The organism is Alcaligenes faecalis (assembly GCF_005311025.1).
Classification (GTDB): Bacteria; Pseudomonadota; Gammaproteobacteria; order Burkholderiales; family Burkholderiaceae_B; genus Alcaligenes; species Alcaligenes phenolicus.
This window is the reverse complement of sequence record NZ_CP031747.1, coordinates 91,268-118,242: the sequence shown is the minus strand read 5'-3', so window position 1 is coordinate 118,242 and position 26,975 is coordinate 91,268. Positions and strand designations below refer to the sequence as shown.

Here is a 26,975-nt window from a genome sequence, read left to right as displayed (position 1 = left end):
CATTTATGCACTCTTCTTTGGTATAGAGAACGGCTCAAGTTTTCGATTTCGCAGCGCGATAATCTAGACTTGAGCGAAGCATTAACTTACTGAAGGACTTCACTCAGGCCTCAAGAATTATCGTCAGCTTCTATTGACGAGGATGCGCTGTACCCGCGCACCCAAAAAACTTGAGCATGTCATGAGTACTTTACTGTCAGTCCACTCACTCTCTTACGAAACCCTTTCCGGTCCTTTATTCAAAGAAATTGCCTTCACTATCAAGGCCGGAGATCGAGTTGGACTTATAGGCCACAACGGTTGTGGCAAAAGCACCTTAATCAGCCTGCTTTGCGGCGAACTGACGCCCAGGCAAGGCAGTATTTCACTAGCAAACCACTGCATTCTGGCGCGTGTTGAGCAATACCTGCCAGCGGATCTGCACGCCTTGAGTTTGCTGAACGCCGTACTGGCTGCCCTGCCCGCAGAGCAGCACGATACGGATGCCTGGCGCGCAGAAAGCTTGCTTGGCGAGATGGGCTTTCAGGCACTGGACTGGCATACCCAGGTCAATGCCTTAAGTGGTGGGCAATACACTCGCCTGCTGCTGGCACGGGCCTTGATTACCCAGCCTGATCTGCTCTTGCTGGACGAACCCAGCAACCATCTGGACTTGCCTTCCCTGCTTTGGCTGGAAGGCTTTCTAAGCAGTTGGCGCGGCACATTTGTGCTGGTCTCTCACGACCAGCGCTTGCTGGATCGCGTGTGCAACAGCACCATTATTTTGCGCGATCGTACGCTGTCTTTTTTCTCTCTACCCTGCTCGGCTGCGCGTGAAGCGTTGCGCAATCGAGATGAGGCGGATTTGCGTCGTTATCAAGGCGAGCAAAAGGAAATTGATCGCAACGAACAAAGCGCAAAACGCTTGGCTATCTGGGGACAGGTCTACGACAACGAGACCTTTTCCCGCAAAGCCCAAAGCATGGAAAAGCGCCTGTCCAAACTGCGTGAAAACCAGACCGATCTGACGGATGGCACACCCTGGACCTTGCAGCTGCATGGCCTGGACATGAAGGCAGATCGCCTACTGGATATTGCAGATATGGTCGTCAGCCCGGCACAGAACCTGCCTGCTCTCTTTCAAGCCCATGGCCTGCAAGTGCGCAGCGGGGATCGCATCGGATTGGTCGGTCGCAATGGTTGCGGTAAATCCTCTTTATTGCGTCAGCTATGGCGCTACTGGCAGGACGAGGCGGACATGGACGGGCTGAAGTTTCACCCGCAATGCCGCATTGGTTACTACGACCAGGACCAACAGCAACTGGATGGTTCCAAGACCTTGCTGCATGCCTTGCAGGACTTTTCGCCCTTGCCGGACGATGTCAGGAAAATGGCGCTGATCAGCGCCGGTTTTCCTTATCTGCGGCATGCACAGAAGGTGGATAGCTTAAGTGGTGGCGAGCGTGCTCGGCTGATGTTTATTGCCCTGTCGCTGGCCAACTATCATCTGCTCTTTCTGGACGAGCCAACCAACCACCTGGACCTGGAAGGCAAGGAAGAACTGGCAGAGGAACTGTGCGAATTCAAAGGCGGTTTTATCCTGGTCACCCATGACCGGGAGCTGCTGGAGAAAAGCTGCAATCGCTTCTGGCTGGTGGACGAAGGTTCCTTGACGGAAATGCAGGACTTGACGCAGTTATATGCCGCTCTGATCCAGACAGATCAGCCAGAGAAATCCTCACCCATCCTCAGTCCGGGCACAGGGAGCACAACAAGGGCTCAATCAGCCCCCTCCAGCAACGACACATTGCTGGAGCAACTGATTGAACTGGAAAGCAAACTGGAGGCTGATCTGGCACGCAAGCCCAAGCATCAAAAGCCTGGCTTGCAAGAGGTCTGGCAAGCGGAAATCCACAAGCTGCGCCAAGCCTTGAACCTGGAGTAATCCAGACCTTATGCCTTGACTGCTCAACAGATCCGGCAAGGCATAAAAACAGCCCCTTGTTGTCAGATTCAACAAGGGGCTGTCTATATCAGCTGGGCTTCAGTCTGCTAAATCCAGCACCAAGGTCTGTGACATCAAGGACGAACCCTCACGCAAAGGCTCGGGCTCTCCGCTGGGCACAAAGCCATAACTCTCATACAGCCGGACGGCTGCTTCATTCGTCGGGGTCACGCCTAAGCGAACACCGGCTGCTTGCCTGCTTTTTGCCCATTGCACTGCGGTATCCAGCAGAGCAAAACCCGCTCGCAAACCTCGCGCCGACGGCGCCACCCACATCTGATAAATATCGGCCAGAACGGGCTCTGAGGCAGACAACTTGCACCAGACCAGGCCGCAAGCCTGCCCCTCTTTTTCAGCGAACAAGACGCGGTCCGTCTCGGACGCACAAGCAGCTTGAATCCGCTCCTGCCAGAAATGCTCTGGATGTGTGGACTCCACGGCATAGGTACTCCCAAATGCATCGGGACAATCACGCAAGGCGCCAAGACGCAATGCTTGATACAGGCGCCATTCCTGCGCCTGAACCGGACGAATAGAGATCACAACACATCCTTTTCAAGAAAAATCTGGCGGCGATCAAGGCCGTACAGCCGTCACCTCCAGCTCGACCAGCCAGCCTGGGTTCACCAGAGCCTGGACCGCCATGGCTGATCGCACAGGCAGATTTGGCTGCTCCTTGGTTCCAAAGTACTTGGAATAGCCTGCCATGAAGCCGTCAAAATCCAACTTGCCGCCCTCCGGAGCAACCAGGAAGGCCTGCATCTTGATAATGTCCCCTACCGACATGCCCATGCCTTCCAGTTGAGCCTTGATCTGCTCCATGATGGACTCGGTTTGCTGCTGCATATTGCCGTAGGCTGCCGTGCTGGCTGCATCAGCCGACTTGTCGCGCACAGCGGGAACGGTACCGCTCAAGTACACCGTGGTTTTACCGGCAGGCACTTCCACTGCCGTCAGAATCGGGAAATCCGAATTGGGAATAGGATGGCGCTTCACATCCTGCGCCAACGCCGGCGCAGCCAGGCTACTGATCAAGGCAGCAGAGGCAAGCATCTTCACGACATTCATAGTTTTCTCCTGATTGAAGGTTCAAAAACCAAGACTTCATTAGGTACAAGCTCTTCCCTAAAGCCTATTTAATTTCAGAAAGCCGCTCTAAAGTTCAGACAGTTATCTTTTGATTCAAAAAAACTGTCTTTCTGTAGTCTGTGCAGCGGGCTGTTATCCAGGCAGCAATCGCATCCACAGAAAATCTCTAAGGAGTCCAAGGCTTAATGCAAAGGCCTCAACAGCAATAAAGCACACAAAGCCAGCATGAAAACAGCGATGCTGCCATCCAGTACACGCCAGGCCAACGGCTGACGAAACACAGGTTGCAGCAACCGCGCCCCATAGCCCAAGGCCAGAAACCAGCTGGCACTGGCCGCACAGGCCCCCAAAGCAAATGCCCACTGCAAGTTACCGGGATAAGGCGTGGACAGACTGCCCAACAGCACCATCGTATCCAGATAGACGTGGGGGTTCAAAAAGGTGAACGCCAGACAGGTCAGCAAGATACGACGACGATTGCGCTCGCTCCCCTGCCCGGCCATCAGGCTTCCTTTACCCGTCCAGGCCCGCTGCGCGGCCAGCAGCCCATACCAGGCCAGAAAAGCCGCGCCACCAAAGCGCAGAACTTGCAGCAAACCAGGCCATTCCTGTACCAACGTACCAATGCCAGCCACGCCCCCCAGAATCAGGACAATGTCGGCCAGCGCGCAGATTGCCACCACCAGCCCCACATGACTACGCTCCAAGCCCTGTCGCAACACAAAGGCATTTTGAGTGCCGATAGCCATGATCAGGCCCGCCCCCGTCAGAAAGCCAGTTGCAACAACAGAGAAGAACATGCCAGCCATCCACAGAATTGAAAAACTGCGTTATGGTGCTGTCATTTACAGTTTAAGAAAAGCTAATTATTCTTCACTTAATTAAGAATAATTAATCAAACAAGCCAATTATGGATCTGCTGCACCCACAACTACGAGCATTTACGGCCGTCCTGGAAGAAGGCAGTTTTGAAGCAGCCGGGCGCAAGCTGTACATCACCACCTCAGCCATCTCGCAGCGTATCAAAGCGCTGGAGGACAGACTGGGGCAAGTGCTGGTCCTGCGCCAGCCGCCTTGTCGTCCAACACCGGCGGGAGAGTTGCTGCTGCGTCGTGTACGGCCCATGCAGGTTCTGGAAGCCGAGGCCGTCGCAGACTTCCTGCCAGAGCAAAACGGCCCACGACGGCCTATCGCCATTGCGGTCAATAGTGACTCGCTGGACACCTGGTTTCTGGAAGCCTTGTCCCGGCTAAGTCAGGAATATGGCTACCTGTTTGATGTGCGCGTGGATGATCAGGACCACACACTGGAATTGATACGCAATGGCTCCGTGCTGGGCGCGGTCACTGCCGAACCTGCCCCCCTTCAAGGCTGCGAGGTGCAGGCCTTGGGCATCATGCGCTATCAGGCCATTGCTTCTCCCGAGTTTGTGGCCCGCCATTTTGGATTGGGAATAGACGCAGCATCCCTGGCTCAAGCCCCCATGATCGTCTTTAACCGCAAGGACGAATTACAGTGGCGCTTTATACGCCAAATCACGAATGAATCCGTAGCCCCTCCCATCCACTACCTGCCCACCTCCACCGGCTTTGTGAAAGCAGCGGCTTTGGGCCTGGGGTGGTGTCTGGCACCCGACTCCATGGTCAGCGATGCCTTGGCCGCCGAAGAGCTGGCTTTAGTCGCCCCCGGCCTGTGGCTGGATGTGCCTTTGTATTGGCAACATGCGGCTATCCGCTCCGACACCTTGCGCAATATGGGTAGAGCCCTTCAAGAAGCGACCCGCACCTCACTGCTGCCAGCGCCTTCTTGAACAGCTCTTTGAGGTCCGTACGGGGAAACAATGGGTGGAGTTTTCCACTTCAGGAAGATGGCAGAAGTCTGATTCATGCCGGCTCTTGCCACAGACTTGTCGAGAACAGCACTCAGGACTTTCGTTTGGTTCTGGAAGGTCGGGCAAGCTCAGAAATAATGCGCGCCAGCTTCTGCGCCGCTTCCTTCATCTGCTCGGGACTGAATGCGCTCAAACCCAGAATCAGTCCCGAAGGCCCCTGCCCAGCGTGATACATGGGTGAGACGGGACGCACTGCCACGCCTTCCTTCATGGCCCGCTGCGCCACCACCACATCATCAACCGGCGAGGCCAGCCACAAGACGGAATGCATGCCTTGATCGCTTGGCTGCAAGCTGGCCAAGTCACTGGGCAAAACCTCGCGCACAATCTCAAAAAGGTGGTTACGACATTGGGTGTAGATCCCGCGCATACGCCGAATATGGCGCTCCAGATGCCCCTCTGAAATAAAGCTGGCCAAGACATGCTGGTCTGCACTGGGCGGATGCCGATCCAGCAGAACGCGCGCTCCGCAAAAAACCTGGACCAACTGCGGCGGCACAATCGCATAGCCCAGGCGCAGCGAGGGAAACAACACCTTGCTGAAGGTCCCCAGATAGACCACTCGCTCCGGGTCCAGGCCTTGCAAGGAAGGAAAGGGATGGCCACTGTAGCGGAACTCGCTGTCGTAATCATCTTCGACAATCCAGGCGGACCTATCGCGTGCCCAGGCCAACAAGGCATTGCGCCGCGCCATGCTCATGGGCATGCCCAAAGGATATTGATGCGAGGGAGTGACAAAGGCAAGCCGCGCATCTGCTTGCAAACGTATGCCCGCAGCCACATCCAGCCCCTCTTCATCCACAGGTACACGAACCATCCGTTCCGGCGAACCTATCGTATTCAAGATCGCGGTAATACCGGGATAGGCGGGGTTCTCTACCCAGGCAAAATCCTGCCTGCCCATCAACACCAGACAAGCCAGAAACAAGCCCTGCTGTGTACCCGTCGTCACAATGACCTGCTCCGCCTCGCAGCGCACCGAGCGTGACCGGCGCACGTACTCTGCGATAGCCTCTCGTAAATGCAAGACGCCTTGAGGGTCCCCATAACCACCCGGCGCGCCCTGACCATGGGCCCGCAAGCGATTCCCCAAGCGTCGCCAGATGGGGCCTGGCGCGGCGGCACCCAAGGGGATCGACACGGCAAACGGGGCAGAGGGCAAAGGCTGAAATTGAGCCGCAACCGTATTGAATGGCTGGGCGGCAAGTGGTGCAGGCTGGGCAGGCAGCGATGCCGTCCTGCGCTTCTTCGGCCTTGTTTCGGGATTGGCCAGCGAGTGAGCGATGTAAGTGCCTACGCCCGGCGAGGACTCCAGAAAACCTTCGGCAATCAGTTGCTCGAAAGCCTCTACGACCGTGCCGCGGGCGACACCCAGGGACGCTGCCAAGGCTCGTGTGGAGGGCAAGGATTCACCCGGCTTGAGCGCACCGTTTTTTACTGCTTCGCGCAACTTCTGCGCCAACTGACGGCCCAGGCCCCCTGCACTTCGGTCCAGTTCGCCAAGGGAAGGAATCTTTGGATTATGAGCAGTACGAGACATGAATTGTGGTCCATAAAAATAGCGCCAAACTGGTACAGATCAATGATCCAGAATAGACCAATAATAGACACATTGATCCTGAATCCCAAGCCAAGAAAGACAACGATGTATATCCCCGCTCACTTCAATGAATCCCGGCCTGAACCACTGCACGAGCTGATCGCCCAGCATCCCCTGGGCATTCTGGTCGCCCATGGCAAAAGCGGATTAAGCGCGAATCACCTGCCCTTCATGCTGCATCCCCAGGAAGGTGCACAAGGAGTACTGCACTGCCACGTCGCCAGAAACAATCCCGTCTGGCAAGACCTGGAAAACGGCGACGAAGTGATGGTGATATTCCGTGCAGGAGACGCCTACATCTCCCCACAGTGGTTTCCAAGCAAACTGGAAACACACAAGCAAGTCCCGTCCTGGAACTACATCGTGGTACACGCCTATGGGCGAGTAAGAATACGCGATGAAGAACGCTATGTTCGCGGTGCCGTGGCACGTTTGACCCGCATCCACGAAGCCAGCCAGCCCGTGCCCTGGAAGATGACGGATGGCCCCAAGGACTATATCGACGCCATGCTGAAAGCCATTGTCGGGATTGAAATTGAGATCACTCGGCTGATCGGCAAAACCAAGCTGAGCCAGAATAAGGAGGCTCGGGATGTGGAGGCCGCATCAGCAGCGTTGATCAGCCAAGGAGACAATTTCATTGGCAGTGCGATGCAGGCGGTGGCAGCAGAAAAACGGGCACAAGAGGCCAAGAAATAAGCAAGGTGACGGCCAACTGCAAAGTACAAACCACCCCGATCTGACTATCCGATTCGTGCTACTTATAATGTGACATCGTGCACCGGGACACCCTCCCCCCTTCCCCGGTGCATTACAAGGTCAAGAATATGAGAAGTGATAGTCGGCTCTCCCGCATGCTGCATGTTTTGCTGCACATGGCCAGGCACGATCAGCCATTTACCTCCGAGCAAATCGCCACCATGCTCAGCACTAATCCCGTGGTCGTCCGACGCACCATGGCAGGCTTGCGCAAGGCGGGTTACGTGCGCTCCGAAAAAGGCCATGGGGGCGGCTGGACACTAAGCTGTGATCTGCAAGAAGTCACGCTGCTGGACATACACAAGGCGGTTGGGGGACCGCGTATCTTCTTTATCGGCCACGAGAACGAGAACCCAAGCTGCGGTGTCGCCAAAGTGGTTAACGCCGCCTTGGGCGATGTGCTCAAGGAAGCAGAGGCCCTGGTCATGCAAAGGCTGGAAGCCATCCCCCTGGCAGAGCTATTGGCCGAGTTTGAGCAGCTCTATAAGGCAGAAATGGCAGAGCTGGACAGGAAAATAGCGGAGCAATAATCCGCAGGCTCTGCTTGGTTCAGGGCAGGATCAATACAAGAGCAAAGGTTGAGCAATTAGGCCTGATCATCCGCATAGGCTACCCAACCCCGGAACGAGAGCCCTGCATAGAACAAGGCTGGTGCGGTGAACCCGGCCTCCCGCAACAAACCCTCTTCCTCCTGCGGGCTTAACAGCGTCAAATGCCGGGCCATGTTTGATGCAGAACCTATCGCTTCCACCGTAGTTTCCGTCCCTGTAGCAAAGGCGATGGATCGGGCTAGCCAGTCCCCAGTTACCCCCTCCTCTGGCCGACAATGATGAGCCACCACAAGCGCCGCCCCCGGCTTCAAGCGTGCACGCAAGGACTTCAACAGCGACAAGCGCTCTGCTTTTGACAAGAAATGCAGAGTCAGCAGACAAGTAGCACCATCAAACAGCTCCAGCGGTGCATCGTCCACATAGCCTGGTATCAAATCCACTTGCGAACCCAAAGGCCCTAGCACGTGGGCCGCCAGATCCAGCATGGCTTGCGAGGGATCGACTCCCGCAAACGACCAATCTGGACGGGCTTGCGCAAAAGACTTCAACTCCAGCCCGCCACCTGCTGCCAGGACCAGAATCCTGGCATTGCTCGTTACCCGTTCGGAAAGCAGGATCAAAGCCATGCGATGAAGATCATGGAAGCCAGGAATGCGCCGTGGCGTTGTATCGGCATACCGGGCGACCAAGGCAGGATCGCTAAAGGGCTGGACGGAAGTGGGTGTTTTCATTGAAATCCTGAGCGGGTGGTAAGCAATGGCATGGGTACACCCTATGCCATTACTCGGTCTGCGTGGAGTTTGGCGCTGGACGTTACTCTGGCCTCATGCAGCCTTTTCAGAGCTGGCTCCCCCCTGCTCCGCCAAGCCGTAAATCAGGGAGTGATGTGCCCCACCTGCAGCCATCACCCCCGCGGCGGCTGCGAGGGTGGCATTAGCCATGGGACTGGCAGCATCACCCGCCGCAAACACACCCGGCACGGACGTGTGCTGCATGGGGTCCACAGCAATAAAAGACCCCGTAGGGCCCGCTGTCAGCTTGCAACCCAGCTGTATGGCCAGGTCACTGGCCAGCTCTGTTTTGGGCGCTACAAACAGGCCGGAAATAGCCACGATTCTGCCATCCTGCAAACGCACTGCCTCCAGCCCAGGCTTGCTTCCCAACAGCTCTGCAATCGGTGTCTTTTCGATCTGCACGCCACGCGCTATCAGTTGGACTTCCTGCTCTGCACTCGGTGTAAATGCAGCTTGAGTAAACAAAGTGGTCGGCCCCCAATCTGGCACCAGCATGGCTTGATGTATAGCCAGCTCGCTGCTGGCCAACACACCCAACGGCTGCTGGTTCAGCTCAAAGCCATGGCAATAAGGACAATGCAGCACGCTGCTGCCCCAACGCTCCTGTACACCGGGAATATCAGGCAAGCTGTCCTTGACGCCAGTGGCCAGAATCAGACGACTCGCACGGACTGTCTGGGCGTCCTCGGTCAATAGCTGAAACCCACCCTCAATGGCATGAACCTCCACAGCACGCCCGGCTCGCTGCTCGACCGTCTCGTACTTCGCAAGCTGAAGTTTTGTCGTCGCCATGATGGCCGCCGGAGCCTGCCCGTCTTGCCCCAGAAAACCATGAGAGGCCTGGGCAAAGCGATTCCGGGGCTGTCCCGCGTCCAATAAAAGTACGCGCCGCCGCGCCCGACCCAATTGAATCGCCGCAGCCTGACCCGCAAAACTGCCACCGACGATGATGATGTCGAAGTCCATAAATTCACCTTCTCTTTAACGTATCTTTTCATGTTACGTATTAGAGAAAAACAGGTCAACTCATGGAACTATGTTTGTTACGATTTTGATTCGGGAATAGGAAGAGAGGCGTTACGCCATGCTGAACACAGCGCAACGCATATAAAGAATGCCGTTCAGGCAGCGGCCTCGGTTACCGCTTTGCGCACGGCTTCACGCGCCCCTACCCGCTCCAGATAAGCACTTAGTTTGGGAAATTGGCTCATATCGACTGCATCCCCCTCCAGCCAACCACCTACTGTATACAGATAAGCATCAGCTACGCTAAACTGATCGCCCAACACCCAGGGACCCACAGTCAAGGACTCCAGATAAGCCGCACAAACCGTCATGTTCTGCGGCACCTTGGCGCGCATGGCTTCTTCCGCCGCTGGATCATCTGCCCAACGAGAACCACGGCGCTTATGTGCGTGGGCCACATGCACCGTGGACGCCAGATAGCTATGCAGCTCCTGCATACGGGCGAATCCAAAAGGATCATTCACAGGCGCCAGCTTGGCATCCGGAAAGCTCTGCGCCACAAAAGCCAGCAAAGCCGGAGTTTCCGTCAAAGCCCCCTGCTCTGTCACCAGTGCCGGCACACGCCCCTTGGGATTGACGCGCAGAAACTCCGGGCTTTGCTGTTGATTCGCACCAAAATCCAGCTTGACCACATCAAAGTCAGCCCCTGCTTCATGCAGTGCAATATGAGTGGCAAGCGCGCAGGTCCCTGGCGCGGAATAGAACACCCAACGAGACATGTCGATCTCCTTTTGTCCATAAAACGAAAGGATCATTATGACGCTGAGGCCTTGTTGGGCAAGCAGAAAACAAAAAACCCAACAGCCGTTAAGCTGTTGGGTTTCTTGGGATATCTTGGTGGAGTCGGGGGGAATTGAACCCCCGTCCGCAAGCCGTCCACAGACAGTTCTACATGTGTAGTCAATTAATTTTAAGTTTTAACCTTGGACTGTGCCAATTGACAGGCCTTTCCTTGGCGATCCACTAAGTTTTAGAACCGGACTTCGTGGCGCAGGCCGATTCGATTCTTTGTAAATAACACTGCTGTAGGTTGCCCTACCTAACCCAAAGACAAATTAGTGCAGTGGCCCAGCCTTAAGCGGCTAGAGCGAAACGCTCGTCGTTGGCGTTTGTAGTTTTCCAGTGGATTTACGAGCGTACTGGTGCTCGACACGCCCTGATCTGCTTCTTGACCCACGTCGAAGCCATGTCGACCCCATGTGGATTAGCAACCATATCACATCGGCTACAAAATGTATAGCACCTGGTGCTAGAATAACCCTCTTCCGCGCTCTGGCTGAGTCCTCGCCAGAGCGCTTTTCACGTACTTCACGCCTACCCATTTGTTTGGAGTCACTTTTCATGGCCCATCCCGCCAATCAAGCCAGAGGCCCATTAGGCTTTATCCTGCACGGCAGTCTTGTTACTCAAATTGTGATCGGTTTGGTCGCCGGTATTTTGCTGGGACGCTTTGCTCCCGATGCCGCGCACTCGATCGCCCTGCTGGGCCAATTATTTGTCTCTGCCTTAAAGTCGGTTGCGCCGATTCTGGTGTTTGTTCTGGTGATGTCTTCCATTGCCAACCAAAAAGCCCAGTCCTCCACCCGCATGGGTCCTATTTTGCTCTTGTACGTGCTGGGCACCTTCCTGGCTGCACTGATTGCCGTAATCGCCAGCTTCGCCTTCCCCGTCAAGCTCAAGCTGGATCTGGCCGATGCCACCTTGAACCCTCCTGGCAATATCGTTGAGGTATTGCTGGATCTGCTGACCAGCATTGTGGTGAACCCGGTTGATGCCTTGCTCAACGCCAACTACATGGGCATTTTGGCCTGGGCTATTGCTCTGGGCCTGGCACTGAAACACGGCTCGCAAGGTTCTCGCGACCTGCTGACCGATATGGCCAATGCCGTGTCGTCCTTGGTGCGACTGGTCATTCGCTTTGCGCCGCTGGGTATTTTTGGTCTGGTAGCAGTCACCATTGCCGAGTCCGGCTTTGATGCGCTGCGCCAATACGGTTTGCTGCTGCTCGTGTTGGTAGGCTGCATGTTGGTGGTGGCTCTGGTCATCAACCCCTTGATCGTGTTTGCCAAGCTTCGTCGCAACCCCTACCCGCTGGTATTCACCTGCCTGCGTGAAAGCGGTATCACAGCCTTTTTCACCCGCAGTTCTGCGGCCAACATCCCTGTGAACATGGCTTTGTGCGAACGCCTGGGCCTGCATAAAGATACCTACTCGGTGTCAATTCCACTGGGTGCCACCATCAATATGGCCGGTGCTGCCGTTACGATTACCGTCCTGACGCTGGCTGCGGTGCACACACTGGAAATCCCGGCTGACCTGCCTACCGCCCTGCTGCTGAGCCTGGTGGCTACCATTGCGGCTTGCGGTGCGTCTGGCGTGGCCGGTGGCTCTTTGCTGCTGATTCCACTAGCATGCAATATGTTCGGAATTTCCAACGATGTCGCCATGCAAGTCGTTGGTGTAGGTTTCGTGATTGGGGTGGTGCAAGACTCGGTAGAAACGGCCTTGAACTCCTCGACCGACGTGCTGTTTACCGCTGCGGCAACACTCGAACCAGGCCGTGCCTGATTTGATATCTTGACGCACAAGGGGCCAGCCATTCAGGCTGGCCCTTTTTGTAGGCCGATCAAGCAACGCCTGATTGCCTCAGCCCAAGTACCCGCCGCCATGCTTGAGTGCGCAGGCACTCAATGCTTCTGCAATCAGACTCTTACCAAGGAATCTTCGTGGATTTAGCCAGCCTTTCTCTGTATATCGTCGCAGTATCGGCCGTCACTATCATGCCGGGTCCCACCATGCTGCTTGCCTTGAACAATGGTGCACATGGCGGCAAACGGATCGCAGCATGCGGTATTGCGGGTGCGGCGCTCTCGGACCTGATTCTGATTGCTGCCGTCGGCTGTGGACTGGGCGCGCTGCTGCTTGCCTCCGAGCAGCTTTTCACAGTGGTGAAGTGGATAGGTGCGGCGTATCTGCTCTATCTGGCCTATGGTCTCTGGCACGCTCCGGTCAGCTCTATCCAGACAGACACTCCCACGGAAAAAGTTCGGACGGGTCGCGCGGCTTTTCTGCGATCTTTGCTGGTTGCCCTGTCCAACCCTAAAGCGCTGCTGTTCTTCTCTGCATTTTTGCCGCAATTCATTCGTCCGGAAGAAGCGATTGCCGTTCAGTACATCACACTGGCCTTGGTCACAGCCCTGATTGATATGGCTTTAATGACTGTCTACGCCGTGGGTGGCCATCACGCCATGCGGCTGCTTTCCGGCAAGGCTATGCGTTGGTTGAACCGGGCTTGTGCTGGCATGCTGGCAGGTCTGGGTATTGCGTTAAGTCTGTATCGACGCGGTAATACCAACTGAAGATCGCAACCTCCAAGGAAAACAAGGGACCTGAATCGGTCCCTTTTTCTTATGTGCTGCAAGCCAGTCTTGCCTACCACAAGACTGCACCTCACCATCCGTGACGCTAGAGCAACAGGCCAAACGAAAAACCGCAAACCCGTGCCAGGTCCTTTCACCCAGCGCCATGTTCAGGCTGATGGGATCGTATATCATCATTCAGATGGCCACCACGAATAGCCTGCTATGGGTTCAGAACAGCCATGTCTCACAAATTCCGGTTTGCCCCAGCGGCCAGCAGCCCAGCCTGAACCGGCACGATTTCCCTTCACCCCGAATCAACAAGGAGCCAAGATGAAGCGTATCTATTTAGCGGGTCCTGATGTGTTTTTCAGCGATGCCACCGAGCGTGCCAAGCTGCACAAGCAATTGGTACGAGACTTTGGCTTCAAGCCCTTGCATCCCGTTGATCAGGAAGAGATCGAGGCCTCGGCTATCTACCACCATAATATTCGTCTGCTGGACCAAGCCGATGCGGTTCTGGCCAACATCACGCCCTTTCGAGGCGCAGAGATTGATACCGGCACCACTTTTGAAATCGGTTACGCCGTAGCCCAGGGCCTGCCTGTTTTTACCTACCGCTCTACCGCCGATACCGTTCTGGACACCGTACGCGAGCACTACAGCCCAGTTGTGCTGGACCCGGCCAGCCAGATCTGGCGTGATCGCAATGGTGCGCTGATCGAAGACTTTGGCCTGCCCTCGAACTTGATGGTGGCGATCAGCACGGAGTTTGTACACGGTTCCTTTACGGATGCCCTGATCGCCGCACAGGATTATTTCAAAGCTATTGGCTAATTCATTTTCGGAAAAAATACTGCTGATTAATCAATCACAAGCAGTCAAACTGAGTCAAAATTAAACGGTTTTCAGGGAAATTAAACGCATCTTGTACTCAGGTATGATGTGCACTTGAAATTCCCTGCCCGTACACAGGAACCACAATTGGTTCCCCGCAGCACCCGCTTTTCCTGAATCAAAAAAACAGGGCTATGCCCAACACCATGCCAGACACCAGCAACATCTCTTTTCTTGATCGTGTACGCGCCATTCTTAGTGATCTCCCCGCCTCCGAGCGACGTCTGGCCCAATTCACACTGGATTTCTCGGGTGATTTATCCAGCTACAACGCCTCGGAACTCGCCAGTCTGGCCCAAGTTTCCAATGCCACTGTCACACGTCTGATCCGTCGTCTGGAATACGCCAACTACGAAGCGGCGCGCAAGCAGATTCGCACGGAAAGAACGGATGACTCCTTCACCTCGGTCCACCAGCCGCTATCTCCGGGCGAGGCCGCCTTGCACTCACACTTGCAGGAAAGCTATAGCAAGCTGGGCAATACCTATCGGCATCTGTCCCATTCTGTTCTGCAGGAAGCCAGTCAGGCCATCAGCCGTGCGCGGCAGGTTTGGCTGGTGGGTTTGCAGGCAAACTACTTTCTGGCCGGGCATTTTTACTGGCATTTGTCCAAACTCATGCCGGGCGTACGGCTTATCCCCGGAGCGGGGCAAACCGTCTCCGACTACCTGGCCGACATTCAGCACCAGGATGTCGTGATTGTTTTTGATTTGCATCCACGCCCCAGCCAAATGCCGGAACTGATCGGACGCCTGGAAACACGCTGTACGGACATCGTGCTGATCACCGACCAGGATTACAAAGAGCGGCCCAAGACCCGCTGGTCCCTTCCCTGCCAGCCTGGGCCTGAAGCGCTGCCTGATAATTCGGTGGCCGTTGCCAGCCTGTCTCATCTGCTGCTGTCCGAAATACTGAAAGTACGTGGCGCTGATCGCCGTGATGAATCAGAACAAGAACTGGCCACCGCTGACGCGCTGTTTTGAACTAACAAAAAACTCCCTTTTCAAGCTCTGCGAGCCACTCAGAGCAGAAGAGACCAGCTTTTGTGCCTGTGCGTCTCCTGCATCATTTGCCCCGCCCAGCTAAACCAAGGCTCCAAAATCAGAGCCTTCTCCTCCCTCATCTACGACCAAAGTCGCCTGTTGGGAAAAGCTGATTCGTTCTATACATGCTGTACACAGAGCGCCCTCAAGCGCCAACTCTCTGTACACGCCGTGTTTAGAGAGCCTCGATGCCAAGAATCATCAAACCCCATAAGGAGACATAAGAATGAGCTCAGCCAATACTGTCGTGACGGCAGTAACTCAGCACCCTGCCTATCAAGAACTGCTTAGAAGACGCAACCGCATGAGCCTGATTTTTTTCGGCTTGACCGTGATTGTGTACGCCGGTTTTATCTTGACCCTGGCCTTTGACCCCGAACTTTTCAGCCGTTCTGTCGGTTCCATGACCATGACCATTGGCGTACTTAGCGCCGCCATTGTGCTCATTAGTGCCGTCGTCCTGGTGTCCACCTTCGTCTACATTTCCAACAAGGTGTATGACCCCTTGCTGGCTCAAATCATGAAGGACGTGACATGAAGAAACTACTTCTGAGCCTGGGCCTGTTTGGCATGGCCAGTGGCAATGCCATGGCAGCCTCTTCCGGCCAGGCCAATACCTCTGCCATTGTGATGTTCCTGATCTTTATTGCCGGGACCATGGTCATTACCTGGTGGGCGGCCCGCCGTACACGCACCACGTCCGACTTTTACACCGCCGGTGGCGGTTTGACCGGCTTTCAAAACGGCCTGGCAATTGCCGGGGACTATCTGTCCGCCGCTTCTTTCCTGGGGATTGCGGGCATGGTGTACGTCAGCGGTTTCGACGGCATGATTTACGCCATCGGCTTCATGTTCGGCTGGCCGGTTGTGATGTTCCTGATTGCAGAGCGCCTGCGCAATCTGGGCCGCTACAACTTTGCCGACGTCACCTCGTTTCGCCTGTCGCAAAACCCCATGCGGATTTTGGCGGCCAGTGCCTCCCTATTGATCATCGCCCTGTACCTGATCGCGCAAATGGTCGGCGCTGGCAAGCTGATCGTGCTGCTGTTTGGTCTGGACTACAACGTGGCCGTGGTGATTGTAGGTTCGCTGATGATGATTTACGTCACCTTTGGCGGCATGACGGCCACCACCTGGGTGCAAATCATCAAGGCCGTACTGATGTTGTTCGGTGCCACGCTGATGACAATTCTGGTTCTGGCAGCATTCTACTGGGATGTGGACAGCATGCTGGCCGCTGCCGTGGAAACGCACCCTACCGGACACGCCATTCTTGAGCCCGGCGCTGCCGTCAGCAGCAACCCGCTGAACGTGCTGTCCCTGGGTATTGCGCTGGCCTTCGGTACCGCAGGTCTGCCCCATATCCTGATGCGTTTCTTCACTGTAGCGGACGCCAAGGAAGCCCGTAAATCCGTGATCTATGCCAGCAGCTTTATTGGTTACTTCTACCTGCTGACCTTCATCATCGGTTTCGGTGCGATTGCCTTGCTGGTCAAGCATCCCGAGTACTTCCAGACGGGTCCGGACGGCTCCTTCAATATGCTGACCAACCTGATTGGCGGCACCAATATGGTGGCGGTGCACCTGGCCAATGCAGTAGGCGGCAACCTGTTGCTGGGCTTCCTGGCAGCAGTTACCTTCGCCACGATTGTGGCCGTGGTTGCAGGCTTGGCCTTGGCCGGTGCCGCCGCCATTTCGCATGACCTGTACGCCAACGTCATTGCCAAAGGCCGCGCCACCGAAAAAGACCAGATGCGCATTTCGCGTATCTCCACAGTGGTGTTGGGTGTGCTGGCGATTTTGCTGGGCATTATCTTTGAAAACCAGAACGTCGCCTTCATGGTGGGCCTTGCCTTTGCCATTGCAGCCAGTGCCAACTTCCCGGTCCTGGTGCTGTCGATTGCCTGGCGTGGCTGCACCACGCGTGGTGCCACCATTGGCGGTTTTCTGGGCCTGGTCACCGCCACGGTGTGGGTGGTCCTGAGCAGCACGGTGTGGGTGGATGTCTTCGGTTTTGCCGAGCCCATCACCCCCTTCCCTAACCCTGGCATCCTGTCCATTCCGCTGGCTTTCTTCTCGATCTGGCTGTTCTCGACCCTGGATAACAGCGCCCGCGCTACCCAGGAACGCGAAGCCTTCGAGGCTCTGACCGTACGCAGTCAAACCGGCATTGGTGCTGCCAGCGCCAGCGCTCACTAAACCTTTTTAACGCTGACTTAATCAGCACGCAGGGACAAAAAACAGGGCATTTCGGTGCCCTGTTTTTACTGATGTGCAGCTCATCCTGGCAGGCACCATTACAGATACTTGAACATGGCATAATCCCCACATGAATGAACTGCTCATTGCTGACGATCACCCACTATTTCGTGAGGCGTTACGAGGCGTCGTCGCCAACCTGTTTCCCGGCACGGCCATCTACGAAGCGGATCGTATCTCCAATTTGTATCCCCTGGTCGACGACCATCCTGACGCCGATCTGCTCTTGCTGGATCTGGATATTCCAGGGGCAATCGGTTTCAGCGCTTTAGTCCATTTACGCGCGACCTACCCCTGCCTGCCCATCATTCTGGTCACCGCCCATGAAGAGGCACGCTTCATGCGCCGCGCCATGGATCACGGAGCCATGGGCTTCATCCCAAAATCCATTGATGCACAGACGCTGGGCGTAGCCCTGCAGGTGGTTCTGGATGGCGGCACCTGGTTGCCGGAAATCGGCTCTTCCTCTCCGGGCATCAGTCTGGACGAACGGGAGGTCGCGGCGAAATTGCGCGAGCTGACACCGCAACAATTTCGCGTTCTGCAGATGCTTAGTACCGGACAACTGAACAAGCAAATTGCCTACGAACTGAATGTCTCGGAGGCCACCATCAAGGCGCACATGACCGCCATCCTGCGCAAGCTCGGTGCTTCCAATCGCACCCAGGCGGTCTTGATGGCCAGTCATCTTGGCCTGAACCAGGACGAATCCCAGGACGCTAATACGTTTTAATTTGCGCGGTCAGAAAAGCTCGCAGCGAAGCGGGCTTTACCGGCTTGGTCAGCACCAGATAGCCATATTGTCGAGCCGCCGCTTTCAGCTCGTCGCTACCATCCGCCGTCAACAAAGCGCCTTGCGCATGGGGCAGATGCAGACGCAATAGTTGCAGTGCCTGCAAGCCGTCCAGCCTATCATGCAAGTGATAATCCACCAGCAAGACATCGGGACTCAAGGCAATTTTCTCCAAAGCGCTATCTACCGTATTGGCGGTGATAATTTGTGCTCCCCAACGCCCCAGCAGCACTTCCATACCCGCAATAATATCCAGATCGTTATCCAGACACAGCACACGCAAGCCTGTTAAAGGCAAGCCATCGGCTGGCTTGCTGGACTCGTTATTTTGCTGACTGCTGGCCTGCGTAGCGTCACTCAAAGGAACGCGAATGGAGAACATGCTGCCACGCCCCACTTCGGATCGCACATCCAGCGTATGCCCCAACAAGACCGCAATACGTTGGCAAATGGACAGGCCCAAGCCCAGGCCACGGCCATCCCAATCGAAGGCTTGTTCATAGCGATGAAACTCCGCATAAATCTGCTGAATATGATGTGGCGGGATACCCTGGCCTGAGTCCCAGACCTGAAACTCCAGCTCCTCGCCCCGGACACGCACGCCAAACACCACTCGTCCTTCCTGGGTGTAGCGCAAGGCATTGGCCAGGAAATTCTGCAGCACGCGCCGCAACAGACGATGGTCGCTATACACCTGCAAAGGTCGAGCATGAATCCGCAACTGGATACCACGTCGTGCAGCCATAGGAGCGTATTGGTCTGCCAAATGCTGCAGCAGATGCTGCACATTGATCACGCCCAGATCCGGCTTCAAGGCTCCGGCATCCAGACGGGAAATATCCAGCAGGCCTTCCAGCAACTCCTCCGCCGTACGCAAAGAGGTATCGACTCGCTCGGCCAGATTGGGCATCTCCGCCAGGTCATGCGTATCGCGCAAGGCCGACGCAAACAGACGTGCCGCGTTAATCGGTTGCAGCACATCGTGGCTGACGGCCGTCAGGAATCGGGTACGAGACTCCTGGGCTTTTTCCGCCTCCTGCGTACGCACCGCGACACGCTGCTCCAGGCTGTCGTTCATCTCCCGCAGCTCGCGCTCCACGCGCTTGTAGTGCGTGATATCGCTATAGCTGGTGACATAACCGCCGCCCGGCAAAGGCCGCCCCCGCAGCTCGATCACCTGCTTGTCATTCAACATACGCTGAGTCACATAGGAAGAGCCTTCGCGCATGAACTGAATACGACGTTCTATAGCTTGTTCCACCCCTATGCTTTCCACGCCATCGACCTTGCCCCGCTCGGCATTAAAGCGAATCAGATCCGCCACGGACCTCCCCACGTACAACATGCTGGGCGGGTAATCGAATAACTGCTGATAGCGCTGGTTCCAGGCGACCAGCCGCATGTCCGCATCCACCACACTGACACCCTGATCAATGTTCTCCAGGGTGGCCAGCAAAATATCCCGATTGAAACGCAGTTCCTGCCCCGCCTCATCCAGCACGGCCATGATGGCAGCCACCTCCATGCCCGAACCACGCAAGGCGCTGGTCAGCACCAGGCGCGCGGACGCGGCCCCCACCGCAGCTGCCAGCAATAGCTCCGTGAAATGCACCCAGGAACTATCCGCCCGCAAACCAGGCTCCAGCGATTGCTTGGCCTGTCTGGCCTGCGTTTCAAAAGCCCGCTTCGCCATTTTTTTACCAACGATACGCTCTGCCAAAAGCAGCAAATCCTGGACCGACAAATCCCCATAAGAATGACGGGCCGCCAAGGTCTGCCGCTCCGCATAAGGATTAAGAAACGGTTCGGCCCGCAAGCGCTCTCCCAAGCCCGGACGCCGGCGCCAGGACACCCACAAAAAGGCGCTGATATTGCACAGCAGGGACCAGAAAGTGCCATGTGTCAGCGGGTCCCAGCCCTCTACGCCAAAAAGTTGATAAGGGCGCAGCCAGGACAGGCCAAATGGCCCATGATACAACCAATCATCCGCCAGCCAGCCCACCTCGGTCAGCGTCGGCAAGAGCAAGGTATAGACCCAGATGGCAAAGCCCAATAGCAGTCCGGCCTCTACGCCCTGTCGACTGGCACCGCGCCAATACAAACCACCAATCAAGCCCGGCCCAAACTGCGCAACCGCCACAAATGCCATCAGCCCATAAGCGGCCAAGGTCGTATCGCTGCCGCTGAGCATGTAATAGCCGTAAGCCACACCCGCCAGCGCCATGATGGCGACACGGCGTATCCATAGCACTGTGGAAGCCACCGTACTTTGCTGATACTGTGCCCAGCCACGACGCAGCAACAAAGGCATCACCAAGTCATTACTGACCATGGTTGAGAGCGCCACACTGGTCACAATGACCATGCCAGTTGCAGCCGAAAAACCGCCTATGTAAACCATCAAGGCCAAGCCAACCTGGTTTTGCGACAGGGGCAAGGCCAGCACAAAACTATCCGGTGCCACGCCCTCGCCCCCGACGCCAAACAAGCTGACTCCTGCCGCGGCAATCGGCAAGACCATGACGCTGACCACCAGCAGATACGCCCCAAACAACCAGCGCGCCCGCCGTATATCCACCACGTCACCACATTCCACAATGGCCACATGGAACTGACGGGGCAAACAAATAATCGCGGCAAAGGCCAGCAAGGTTTGACCGACAAAACCCACCGGCGGACTGTTCTCGAACAGTGTGCTGACGGCCCCCACCATATTCAGTTCAGTCTTGCCAAACCAGCGAAAGGCGAACAGGCCAACCGCCACCAAGGCCACCAGTTTCACCACGGACTCAAAGGCCACGGCCAGCATCAAACCCGGTCTATGCTCGGTCGCGTCCACCTGGCGTGTTCCAAACAGAATAGAAAACAAGGCCATCAAAATCGCAACATACAAGGCCGGATCGCCAAACAGTCCGGCGTGAAACTCGGTCCCGGCCAGCACACTCAAACTCAAGGCCACCGCCTTGTATTGCAGGGCCAGATACGGCACGGCCGCCACCACGGCAATCCCCGCCACCATGGCCGCCAAGCGCTGCGAGCGCCCATAACGACTGGCCATGAAGTCCGCAATGGAAACCGTGTTCTGGGATTGAGCCACCAGCGCCAGGCGTTCAATAATCCGCCAGCCAAACAGCAGCATCAGCATGGGGCCAAGATAAATAGGCAGAAAACCAACGCCATAGCGCACGGCCGACCCGACCGCGCCGTAAAACGTCCACGACGAACAGTACACAGCCAGGGCCAGGCTGTAGACCGTAGGTCGCAACCAGGGGCGCTGGGTATACAAAGGATTCCTGTCCCCGAACCAGGCAATGGCGAACAAAATTGCGGCGTAAATCAACGAGGCCAACACCACCCAAGCTGGCGTCATCTGCACTGTCTCCTACTTTGGTATAACGCGATGATTTTTCTCGCGATTGTGAGTAATACTAAGACAGTTCCAGCAGGATCTGAGCTCGGAAAACTAGGGCTTATCACCTATACCCAATTTGATTTTCAGGACAGATCTCTTGGGCAGGCAGCACCCGCAGCATCATGAGCCACGGTGAGGATCACCTCACGCACCGATAAACCCGGAACGATGCCTGCATTCCTGTCCTCATGTCGCATTTAACAAGCGCAGCAAAACAATGCGCAGGCGGTATTCAAGCCAGCGCTGCATCACCTGTTTGGACGAAGAGCTTTCGTCTGGCATCACAAGAAGAAATAGAGCGTTTGAAACCGGGGAGTCACTGCTCCAGTCCAGAACTCATCTATCACTCGCAAACGAAAAACGCCCCGACAAAAAAACTATCTTTCATCGTCATGCGGGGCAAATTAAAGGAGGCAATATGAACCACTCAACATTGAACTTTGATCGCTATCCACAGCAACCGCACGGTGGAACACTGGTCAACCAGGTTGTCCCGGAGGATCGCGTCAAGGACGAGATCGAACGTGCGCGCACCCTGCCCAGCATCCGCGTGGATCTGGAAGCCGTCATCACCATCGAGATGATTGCTACGGGCGTGCTCTCCCCCAACAAAGGCTTCATGAACGAGGCCGACTACAACTCCGTGCTCAAAGAGGGTCGTTTGAGTAATGGTGTGGTGTGGCCTGTGCCGCTGAGCTTCGCCCCGATTGGCGATCGCAACCGCGACATTATTAAAGGACTTTCGGTCGGCTCTGAAGTGGCGCTGACCAATAGCGACAACGAGCCGGTAGCCATCCTGAGCATCGAGGACATCTTCTCCTACGACAAGGAGCAGCGCGCTCAGCAACTGTTTGGCACCACGGACAGAAATCACCCCGGTGTGGACTCCATTTACCGCCGCATGGGCGATGTGTCCCTGGGTGGCACCTTGCACCTGCTGCAGCGTGTGGACTGGGGCCCGTTCGAGAAGCTGCGCCGCGAACCCAAAGACACCTGGCGCCTGTTCTATGAAGAAAAGAAATTCAATTCCGTGGCAGGCTTTATCACCGGTGCGAATCCGCTGCACCGTGGCCACGAGTACATTCACCGCAATGCGCTGGAAGGGATTGATGGCCTGTTCCTGCAGCCACTGGTAGAGATGGCCAAGCGTGAATACGTGCGCCACGAGTTCCGCATGATGGCCTACCGAAACGTACTGGATACCTACTACCCCAAGGACCGTGCCATCCTCTCGCCGCTGCGCGTCACCTATATTTTTGCGGGTCCGCGCGAAACCATTTTGCATGCCCTGATCATGAAGAACTATGGGTGCACCCACGCCTTGATTGGTCGGGATCACGCCGGGATTGGCAGCTACTACGACAAGTACGCCAGCCACAGTATTTTCGATCAGTTCAGCCCCAAGGAAATGGGCATTGATGTGCGCCTGTTCCACGAAGTGTTTTACTGCACGCGTTGTGCCTGCCATGCCACTTCCGAGACCTGCCCGCACGATGATCGCTTCAGGCTGACCATCTCCGGCACCGGCATTCGCGAGATGCTGCGTCACGGCATCATGCCGCCCAAGGAGATTTGCCGCCCTGAATCCATTCTGCCGGCCATGCAAGGCGTGCAGCCCAAAGGACTGTGCGAGGAAGGCGAAGCAATCCAGCCTGTCAGCAAGGTTATCCAGAGCATGTTCCCCTACTACACCCAGTACACCCGTCTGGGCGGGGCCAAGCGTAGTGAACCGCTGGATCCATCTCAGCTGACGGTGCGCGATCTGGAAATCGCCAGCCACGACGTGCGGCACCATGCGGGAGATATCTACAACGGGGTGTACACCGAGTACAGCGCCGTGGTGGATCACAACCGCAGCATGCAAGCCGCCTGGATTGAGGATGCGCGTGCTGCTCTACGCTTCCAGCAGGAACGTCTGATCAGCGATCTGGAAGAAAAGCAGCAGCAAGCACCGGAAGAAGCCTCGGACGAGTTCATGTATCAGGACAAGCAGGAAGTCGTGCGCGAGCTGCATTCGGCCCGCAGCTTGCTGGATGATATTCCGACCGTGATTTCTGCCAAGCAGTTGACCAAAAGGACCTGGAACGTCCTGCCTTACCAGCGCTATCGTGGGGCGGATAAGGAATAAGGCTCTATCCAGCTTCCCCCTGAACAGAAAAAGCCCCTGACCTTAACAAGATCAGGGGCTTTTTCATCACGAAATCTGCCCGAAGGCAGACTCAAACTGTCCAGAACCTGCTTAACAGACCTCTTCCAGATTGACCTCATTCACAGGCATCAGGCGGCGGTAAAAAGTAGGCAGAGCAAACAAGGCACCATGAATATCAGCGTTGTAGAACTGCAGGGAATCCTGGTTCTCGTTGCTCATACGCTGCTCCAGTCGTTCCTGGATTTGATCGGCGGAGAAAGCACGCGGGTTCAGCTCGTCGGAGGCAATTGCCAGCCCCCAGTAAGAGCCGTACAGCGGGATATGCAGACCGTAGCCATGCACTTGTGCAAACACACTGGCCAGAGATTCGCTCAGGTTCTTGACCTGCTGACTTTCGTGGAAAGGCGAACCCAGGTGCAATACCAAAGCACCACCACTTGCCAGCGCACGTTTGCAGGACTCAAAGAAGGCCGCCGTGTACAAGGGACCGGCCGGAGTTTCGGGGTCGGTCAGGTCCAGATAGATCAAGTCAAAGCGTTCCTGTGTATGGGCCAGGAACTTCGCGCCGTCTTCGATCTGAATTTGTACACGCGGGTTATCAAACGCCCCCTTATGAATGGACTGCAAGTGCTCGCGAGCCACCTCGATCACTTCCCCATCCAGCTCAACCAGAGAGACTCGCTCCAGGCTGGGGTACTTCAACAACTCTTCCAGGGCTCCACCATCCCCACCGCCCACAATCAGGGCACGGCGTGGATTCGGGTGAGACATAGCGGCCGGGTGAATCAGACCTTCGTGGTAGAAGAACTCTTCGGCCTCGGAAGTCATCATGCAACCGTCCAGACGCAAGGTCTTACCCAAGGTTTCGGAACGCAGCAACTCCAGACGCTGAAAAGCAGTCTGGCGCTCCAGCAAGCGCTCGGTGAAGCGAAAGCCGTACAGCGCATCCTGATTCAGGTTTTCCGTCAGCAGTTCACCAGCATGGGCCGGGCCATCAGCCTCGCCACGCCACAAGCGATTACGCTGGGCTTGGCCGGGCTTGAAAGCCTGCTCAATACCGTCAATTAGGCGGGTCGCCTTGCCCGAATTGTCCTGCATGAAATTGCAGACATAGACGTCCAGCGTCACGCCACCACGCTCTGGCCAGGTATGGATGGCCAAGTGAGACTCGGCCAATAACAGTACCCCGGTAACACCACCAGGCTGCCCTTCAAATTCGGGAAATGCCTGCCACTCTTCACCAACAATCGTCAGCCCTGCATCAATAGTCTGCTGACGGCAAAAATCAGCCAGTTTCTGGGCATCGATCAGCAGCTCCGGGCTGCATGCACATTGGTAAAGGTCTGCGGTCAAGTGCAAGCCTTGCATAATCGTGTGCTCCTTTAACAGATTTTGCGCTCCCTACCAACGAGACGACCGCAACGTAAAAACTTCAAAGCGAGGTGCACCTGGAATGGCGATCACCTCGCTTCATCGAAAAGAGCGCAAATTGTACCTTATATCAAACTTAAATATATGAAAATAACCCTATTTTAGGGAAGATTAAGGTATATACGACGCGGAAGGCAGCAGAACCAATTCCATGACCAAATGCGCCCCTGGACCCGGACGGTCCTTGAAATAGACTCTGCCCCCGTGGTGGTGAACAATCGAGCGCAAAATGGACAAGCCCAGACCGCTTCCTTGCACCTGTTGGCCGGGCAGGCGATAGAACTTGTCAAAGACCTTCTCTTTATAGAGCGGATCAATTCCCGGCCCTTGATCCAGGACCTCTATCCGAGCCCAACCGGTTTCGCCCGGCTGCAAGCGCAGGGTCACCATGGTGTCTGGCGCGGAGTACTTCAGGGCATTTTCCAGCGCATTGCGCAGAGCTACCAATAAAGGAACGATATCCACCTTGGCCCATAAGCCATACTCGGGCACATCCAGGTAAATGCGGTGGCGCTGTTCGTGAAAAGGGCGCAGACTCAGGCGCAGCACGGCACGCAAATCGGACTCGCGCCATTCCTGCATGCTCGTCCCCTCGTACTCCATGCGATTCAAGCGCGTCAAATCATCAAGCAGCACATCAACGCCACGAACCTTTTCATGTAATTGAGAGTAGATCTTGCTGGCCCAGGCTGACGGGGTTGTCTCCAGTTGCAGCAATTGGATATAGCCGCTGATGGCGGCCAGCGGGGAGCGTATTTCATGGGCAGCCATGGCAAAACAGTCGGCACGATCGCGCTCCTGTTGCATTTTTGTGCTGACATCGCGAATCATCAACAAAGTTGCGCTGTCTGAATCGGAGGCCGCATAGGCATGAAACTCCAGGGCACGGGCCTGTTCCCCTTCCCCATCCCGGTGCATGTAGTAAAAAGGATTTTTTTCGCGGTTAATAACCTGACTAATCCCAGGGAGCAAATACGCTAAATCTGCCCGTATTCCTTTTTCCAGATTCTGGAAAAAATCGATTAAATCATCGTTGTCATTGGCCAATTCCGGCGTATCCAGCAAACGCCGCATGGCCCGATTACAACCCTCAATTCGCCCACAGGAATCGAACATGACAATGGCATCGGGCAAGGCATCCAGCATTTGCTCAAAGCGATGTGCTTTTTCATAAGCCTGTCCCGGCCATTTAGGCACGCTCGCTCGGTCAAACAAACGTTGCCCGATCAAAAAACTGGTAAATAGTGTGAGCAACAAGCCAATCCCCTATTTTCGTCCCAAAACAAGCACCAGGCCTGCCTCAGTGTGGTTTCAATCTCCATGCGACAAAAAGCCAGTCCAGCGGATAAACCAAGCATTTTTCTAGATGGGATTACTGATCTGCCAATGCCTTTGCATCAGCCTGGGTGAAAAAACGGTTAATCGCCTAATAAATAAATTTCATAACAATCAGGCGGAACAATAAGAAAGGGATTAGTACTTTTTAAAAGTTTTACTCCAAAACCACCGCCCATACTGCTTAACGGCAGAAACAGCCGTATCATAAGGCGCATAAATTTTCTTTGAGGAAACAAGGGAACTTGTACAAAATGGATTCCTATTTATTTCATAAAGACTGACCAGGATCAAGACTAACGATAAAAACAAGTGCTAGGGTGCTAACACCCTTTTTCTCGGCCCGACAAGCCGAGCACCGCCCGGACCCGCCCGTAACATCAACACTTATAAGTGTGTTCAGCTCCCCACACTGGGCCCGTCCGGTAACACGACAGCGCAAGGGATACGCGTAAAATCAGCAAGGCGAGTCCAGGTTCACAGGCCCGCCCGATTGAAGTGAGTCCCTGATGAAGCATGAACATCTGAAAATCGGAGATATTAGAAGCATGTGTGTCGAATACTCTGCCTATCACTTGGCGTGAACAGGCCACTTCCCATTGC

At 55.6% G+C, this 26,975-nt stretch carries 22 protein-coding genes and 1 other RNA gene; 12 read left to right on the top strand and 11 right to left on the bottom strand.

Annotated elements, in window-relative coordinates; translation table 11 throughout:
- Window positions 1-181 precede the first annotated feature (181 nt).
- Entirely contained in the window at window positions 182-1,924 is a 1,743-nt protein-coding gene (locus D0C27_RS00560) for an ABC-F family ATP-binding cassette domain-containing protein (protein ID WP_137430195.1), read from the top strand.
- 99 nt (window positions 1,925-2,023) lie between these two features.
- Here the strand turns inward: D0C27_RS00560 and D0C27_RS00555 are convergent, their stop codons facing one another.
- The 3 genes from D0C27_RS00555 to D0C27_RS00545 all read right to left on the bottom strand — a co-directional run bounded on the left by D0C27_RS00555 (window position 2,024) and on the right by D0C27_RS00545 (window position 3,873).
- Window positions 2,024-2,527, bottom strand: a complete 504-nt coding sequence (locus tag D0C27_RS00555) for a GNAT family N-acetyltransferase (protein WP_137430194.1) — start codon at window positions 2,525-2,527, stop codon at window positions 2,024-2,026.
- Between the two features lie 33 nt (window positions 2,528-2,560).
- Complete coding sequence (locus D0C27_RS00550; protein ID WP_009456291.1) at window positions 2,561-3,052, bottom strand: RidA family protein; 492 nt, start codon at window positions 3,050-3,052, stop codon at window positions 2,561-2,563.
- A 203-nt stretch (window positions 3,053-3,255) separates the two neighbouring features.
- Entirely contained in the window at window positions 3,256-3,873 is a 618-nt protein-coding gene (locus D0C27_RS00545) for a LysE/ArgO family amino acid transporter (RefSeq protein ID WP_009456290.1), read from the bottom strand.
- Window positions 3,874-3,983: 110 nt separating this feature from the next.
- On the opposite strand from D0C27_RS00545, the gene D0C27_RS00540 reads away from it, so the two are divergent.
- Entirely contained in the window at window positions 3,984-4,883 is a 900-nt protein-coding gene (locus tag D0C27_RS00540) for a LysR family transcriptional regulator ArgP (protein WP_137430193.1), read from the top strand.
- Window positions 4,884-4,995: 112 nt separating this feature from the next.
- On the opposite strand, the gene D0C27_RS00535 is transcribed toward D0C27_RS00540, so the two are convergent.
- On the bottom strand, window positions 4,996-6,504 hold the full coding sequence (locus D0C27_RS00535) for a PLP-dependent aminotransferase family protein (protein WP_137430192.1): 1,509 nt from the start codon (window positions 6,502-6,504) through the stop codon (window positions 4,996-4,998).
- Between the two features lie 105 nt (window positions 6,505-6,609).
- On the opposite strand from D0C27_RS00535, the gene D0C27_RS00530 reads away from it, so the two are divergent.
- Together D0C27_RS00530 and D0C27_RS00525 are read left to right on the top strand one after the other, a co-directional pair.
- A complete protein-coding gene (locus D0C27_RS00530; protein WP_137430191.1) occupies window positions 6,610-7,263 on the top strand; it encodes an FMN-binding negative transcriptional regulator in 654 nt (217 codons plus the stop codon).
- A 128-nt stretch (window positions 7,264-7,391) separates the two neighbouring features.
- The gene (locus D0C27_RS00525) at window positions 7,392-7,853 is read left to right on the top strand and encodes an Rrf2 family transcriptional regulator (protein WP_060185299.1); all 462 of its coding nucleotides are present in this window, start codon (window positions 7,392-7,394) and stop codon (window positions 7,851-7,853) included.
- Between the two features lie 56 nt (window positions 7,854-7,909).
- Here D0C27_RS00525 and D0C27_RS00520 read toward each other — a convergent pair whose 3' ends face one another.
- From D0C27_RS00520 to ssrA, 4 genes are all read right to left on the bottom strand, one after another.
- Window positions 7,910-8,605: a class I SAM-dependent methyltransferase gene (locus D0C27_RS00520; RefSeq protein ID WP_137430190.1), complete on the bottom strand. Its 696-nt coding sequence runs from the start codon at window positions 8,603-8,605 to the stop codon at window positions 7,910-7,912.
- A 93-nt stretch (window positions 8,606-8,698) separates the two neighbouring features.
- Window positions 8,699-9,634 (bottom strand): NAD(P)/FAD-dependent oxidoreductase, encoded by a 936-nt coding sequence (locus tag D0C27_RS00515; protein WP_137430189.1) that lies wholly within the window; start codon window positions 9,632-9,634, stop codon window positions 8,699-8,701.
- Between the two features lie 155 nt (window positions 9,635-9,789).
- The gene (locus D0C27_RS00510; RefSeq protein ID WP_137430188.1) at window positions 9,790-10,413 is read right to left on the bottom strand and encodes a glutathione S-transferase family protein; all 624 of its coding nucleotides are present in this window, start codon (window positions 10,411-10,413) and stop codon (window positions 9,790-9,792) included.
- A gap of 116 nt (window positions 10,414-10,529) precedes the next feature.
- Window positions 10,530-10,891: a transfer-messenger RNA gene (ssrA, locus tag D0C27_RS00505) on the bottom strand.
- Between the two features lie 144 nt (window positions 10,892-11,035).
- Between ssrA and sstT the strand changes: the two genes are divergently transcribed.
- From sstT to D0C27_RS00470, 7 genes are all read left to right on the top strand, one after another.
- A complete protein-coding gene (sstT, locus tag D0C27_RS00500) occupies window positions 11,036-12,262 on the top strand; it encodes a serine/threonine transporter SstT (RefSeq protein ID WP_060186886.1) in 1,227 nt (408 codons plus the stop codon).
- Between the two features lie 158 nt (window positions 12,263-12,420).
- Window positions 12,421-13,053 carry a LysE family translocator gene (locus D0C27_RS00495; protein ID WP_137430187.1) on the top strand — a complete coding sequence of 211 codons (633 nt, stop codon included), beginning with the start codon at window positions 12,421-12,423 and terminating at the stop codon, window positions 13,051-13,053.
- Window positions 13,054-13,386: 333 nt separating this feature from the next.
- Window positions 13,387-13,890 (top strand): nucleoside 2-deoxyribosyltransferase, encoded by a 504-nt coding sequence (locus D0C27_RS00490; RefSeq protein WP_137430186.1) that lies wholly within the window; start codon window positions 13,387-13,389, stop codon window positions 13,888-13,890.
- Between the two features lie 194 nt (window positions 13,891-14,084).
- Window positions 14,085-14,933 carry a MurR/RpiR family transcriptional regulator gene (locus D0C27_RS00485; RefSeq protein WP_060186888.1) on the top strand — a complete coding sequence of 283 codons (849 nt, stop codon included), beginning with the start codon at window positions 14,085-14,087 and terminating at the stop codon, window positions 14,931-14,933.
- A 286-nt stretch (window positions 14,934-15,219) separates the two neighbouring features.
- Window positions 15,220-15,531, top strand: coding sequence for a DUF485 domain-containing protein (locus D0C27_RS00480; protein WP_009456280.1), 312 nt, complete (start codon window positions 15,220-15,222; stop codon window positions 15,529-15,531).
- Entirely contained in the window at window positions 15,528-17,192 is a 1,665-nt protein-coding gene (locus D0C27_RS00475; RefSeq protein ID WP_035272637.1) for a cation acetate symporter, read from the top strand. Before D0C27_RS00480 ends, D0C27_RS00475 begins: the two co-directional genes overlap by 4 nt.
- 130 nt (window positions 17,193-17,322) lie before the next feature.
- The gene (locus tag D0C27_RS00470; RefSeq protein ID WP_035272636.1) at window positions 17,323-17,985 is read left to right on the top strand and encodes a response regulator transcription factor; all 663 of its coding nucleotides are present in this window, start codon (window positions 17,323-17,325) and stop codon (window positions 17,983-17,985) included.
- Here D0C27_RS00470 and D0C27_RS00465 read toward each other — a convergent pair.
- Window positions 17,972-21,415, bottom strand: a complete 3,444-nt coding sequence (locus tag D0C27_RS00465; protein WP_137430185.1) for a hybrid sensor histidine kinase/response regulator — start codon at window positions 21,413-21,415, stop codon at window positions 17,972-17,974. The two genes, D0C27_RS00470 and D0C27_RS00465, sit on opposite strands and share 14 nt — an antisense overlap.
- A 460-nt stretch (window positions 21,416-21,875) precedes the next feature.
- Between D0C27_RS00465 and D0C27_RS00460 the strand changes: the two genes are divergently transcribed.
- Complete coding sequence (locus D0C27_RS00460; protein WP_035272635.1) at window positions 21,876-23,585, top strand: sulfate adenylyltransferase; 1,710 nt, start codon at window positions 21,876-21,878, stop codon at window positions 23,583-23,585.
- Window positions 23,586-23,696: 111 nt separating this feature from the next.
- Here the strand turns inward: D0C27_RS00460 and speE are convergent, their stop codons facing one another.
- Entirely contained in the window at window positions 23,697-24,974 is a 1,278-nt protein-coding gene (speE, locus tag D0C27_RS00455; protein WP_060186889.1) for a polyamine aminopropyltransferase, read from the bottom strand.
- Window positions 24,975-25,148: 174 nt separating this feature from the next.
- A complete protein-coding gene (locus D0C27_RS00450) occupies window positions 25,149-26,294 on the bottom strand; it encodes an ATP-binding protein (RefSeq protein WP_026483007.1) in 1,146 nt (381 codons plus the stop codon).
- Between the last annotated feature and the right edge of the window lie 681 nt (window positions 26,295-26,975).

Bases quoted from the DNA above. Each gene is read 5' to 3' on its own strand.
- sstT (WP_060186886.1), top strand. From the start codon at position 11,036: ATGGCCCATCCCGCCAATCAAGCCAGAGGCCCATTAGGCTTTATCCTG.
- D0C27_RS00520 (WP_137430190.1), bottom strand. From the start codon at position 8,605: ATGAAAACACCCACTTCCGTCCAGCCCTTTAGCGATCCTGCCTTGGTC.
- speE (WP_060186889.1), bottom strand. From the start codon at position 24,974: ATGCAAGGCTTGCACTTGACCGCAGACCTTTACCAATGTGCATGCAGC.
- D0C27_RS00475 (WP_035272637.1), top strand. From the start codon at position 15,528: ATGAAGAAACTACTTCTGAGCCTGGGCCTGTTTGGCATGGCCAGTGGC.
- D0C27_RS00530 (WP_137430191.1), top strand. From the start codon at position 6,610: ATGTATATCCCCGCTCACTTCAATGAATCCCGGCCTGAACCACTGCAC.
- D0C27_RS00540 (WP_137430193.1), top strand. From the start codon at position 3,984: ATGGATCTGCTGCACCCACAACTACGAGCATTTACGGCCGTCCTGGAA.
- D0C27_RS00525 (WP_060185299.1), top strand. From the start codon at position 7,392: ATGAGAAGTGATAGTCGGCTCTCCCGCATGCTGCATGTTTTGCTGCAC.
- D0C27_RS00560 (WP_137430195.1), top strand. From the start codon at position 182: ATGAGTACTTTACTGTCAGTCCACTCACTCTCTTACGAAACCCTTTCC.
- D0C27_RS00515 (WP_137430189.1), bottom strand. From the start codon at position 9,634: ATGGACTTCGACATCATCATCGTCGGTGGCAGTTTTGCGGGTCAGGCT.
- D0C27_RS00470 (WP_035272636.1), top strand. From the start codon at position 17,323: ATGAATGAACTGCTCATTGCTGACGATCACCCACTATTTCGTGAGGCG.
- D0C27_RS00535 (WP_137430192.1), bottom strand. From the start codon at position 6,504: ATGTCTCGTACTGCTCATAATCCAAAGATTCCTTCCCTTGGCGAACTG.
- D0C27_RS00545 (WP_009456290.1), bottom strand. From the start codon at position 3,873: ATGTTCTTCTCTGTTGTTGCAACTGGCTTTCTGACGGGGGCGGGCCTG.
- D0C27_RS00550 (WP_009456291.1), bottom strand. From the start codon at position 3,052: ATGAATGTCGTGAAGATGCTTGCCTCTGCTGCCTTGATCAGTAGCCTG.
- D0C27_RS00460 (WP_035272635.1), top strand. From the start codon at position 21,876: ATGAACCACTCAACATTGAACTTTGATCGCTATCCACAGCAACCGCAC.
- D0C27_RS00480 (WP_009456280.1), top strand. From the start codon at position 15,220: ATGAGCTCAGCCAATACTGTCGTGACGGCAGTAACTCAGCACCCTGCC.
- D0C27_RS00485 (WP_060186888.1), top strand. From the start codon at position 14,085: ATGCCCAACACCATGCCAGACACCAGCAACATCTCTTTTCTTGATCGT.
- D0C27_RS00465 (WP_137430185.1), bottom strand. From the start codon at position 21,415: ATGACGCCAGCTTGGGTGGTGTTGGCCTCGTTGATTTACGCCGCAATT.
- D0C27_RS00490 (WP_137430186.1), top strand. From the start codon at position 13,387: ATGAAGCGTATCTATTTAGCGGGTCCTGATGTGTTTTTCAGCGATGCC.
- D0C27_RS00510 (WP_137430188.1), bottom strand. From the start codon at position 10,413: ATGTCTCGTTGGGTGTTCTATTCCGCGCCAGGGACCTGCGCGCTTGCC.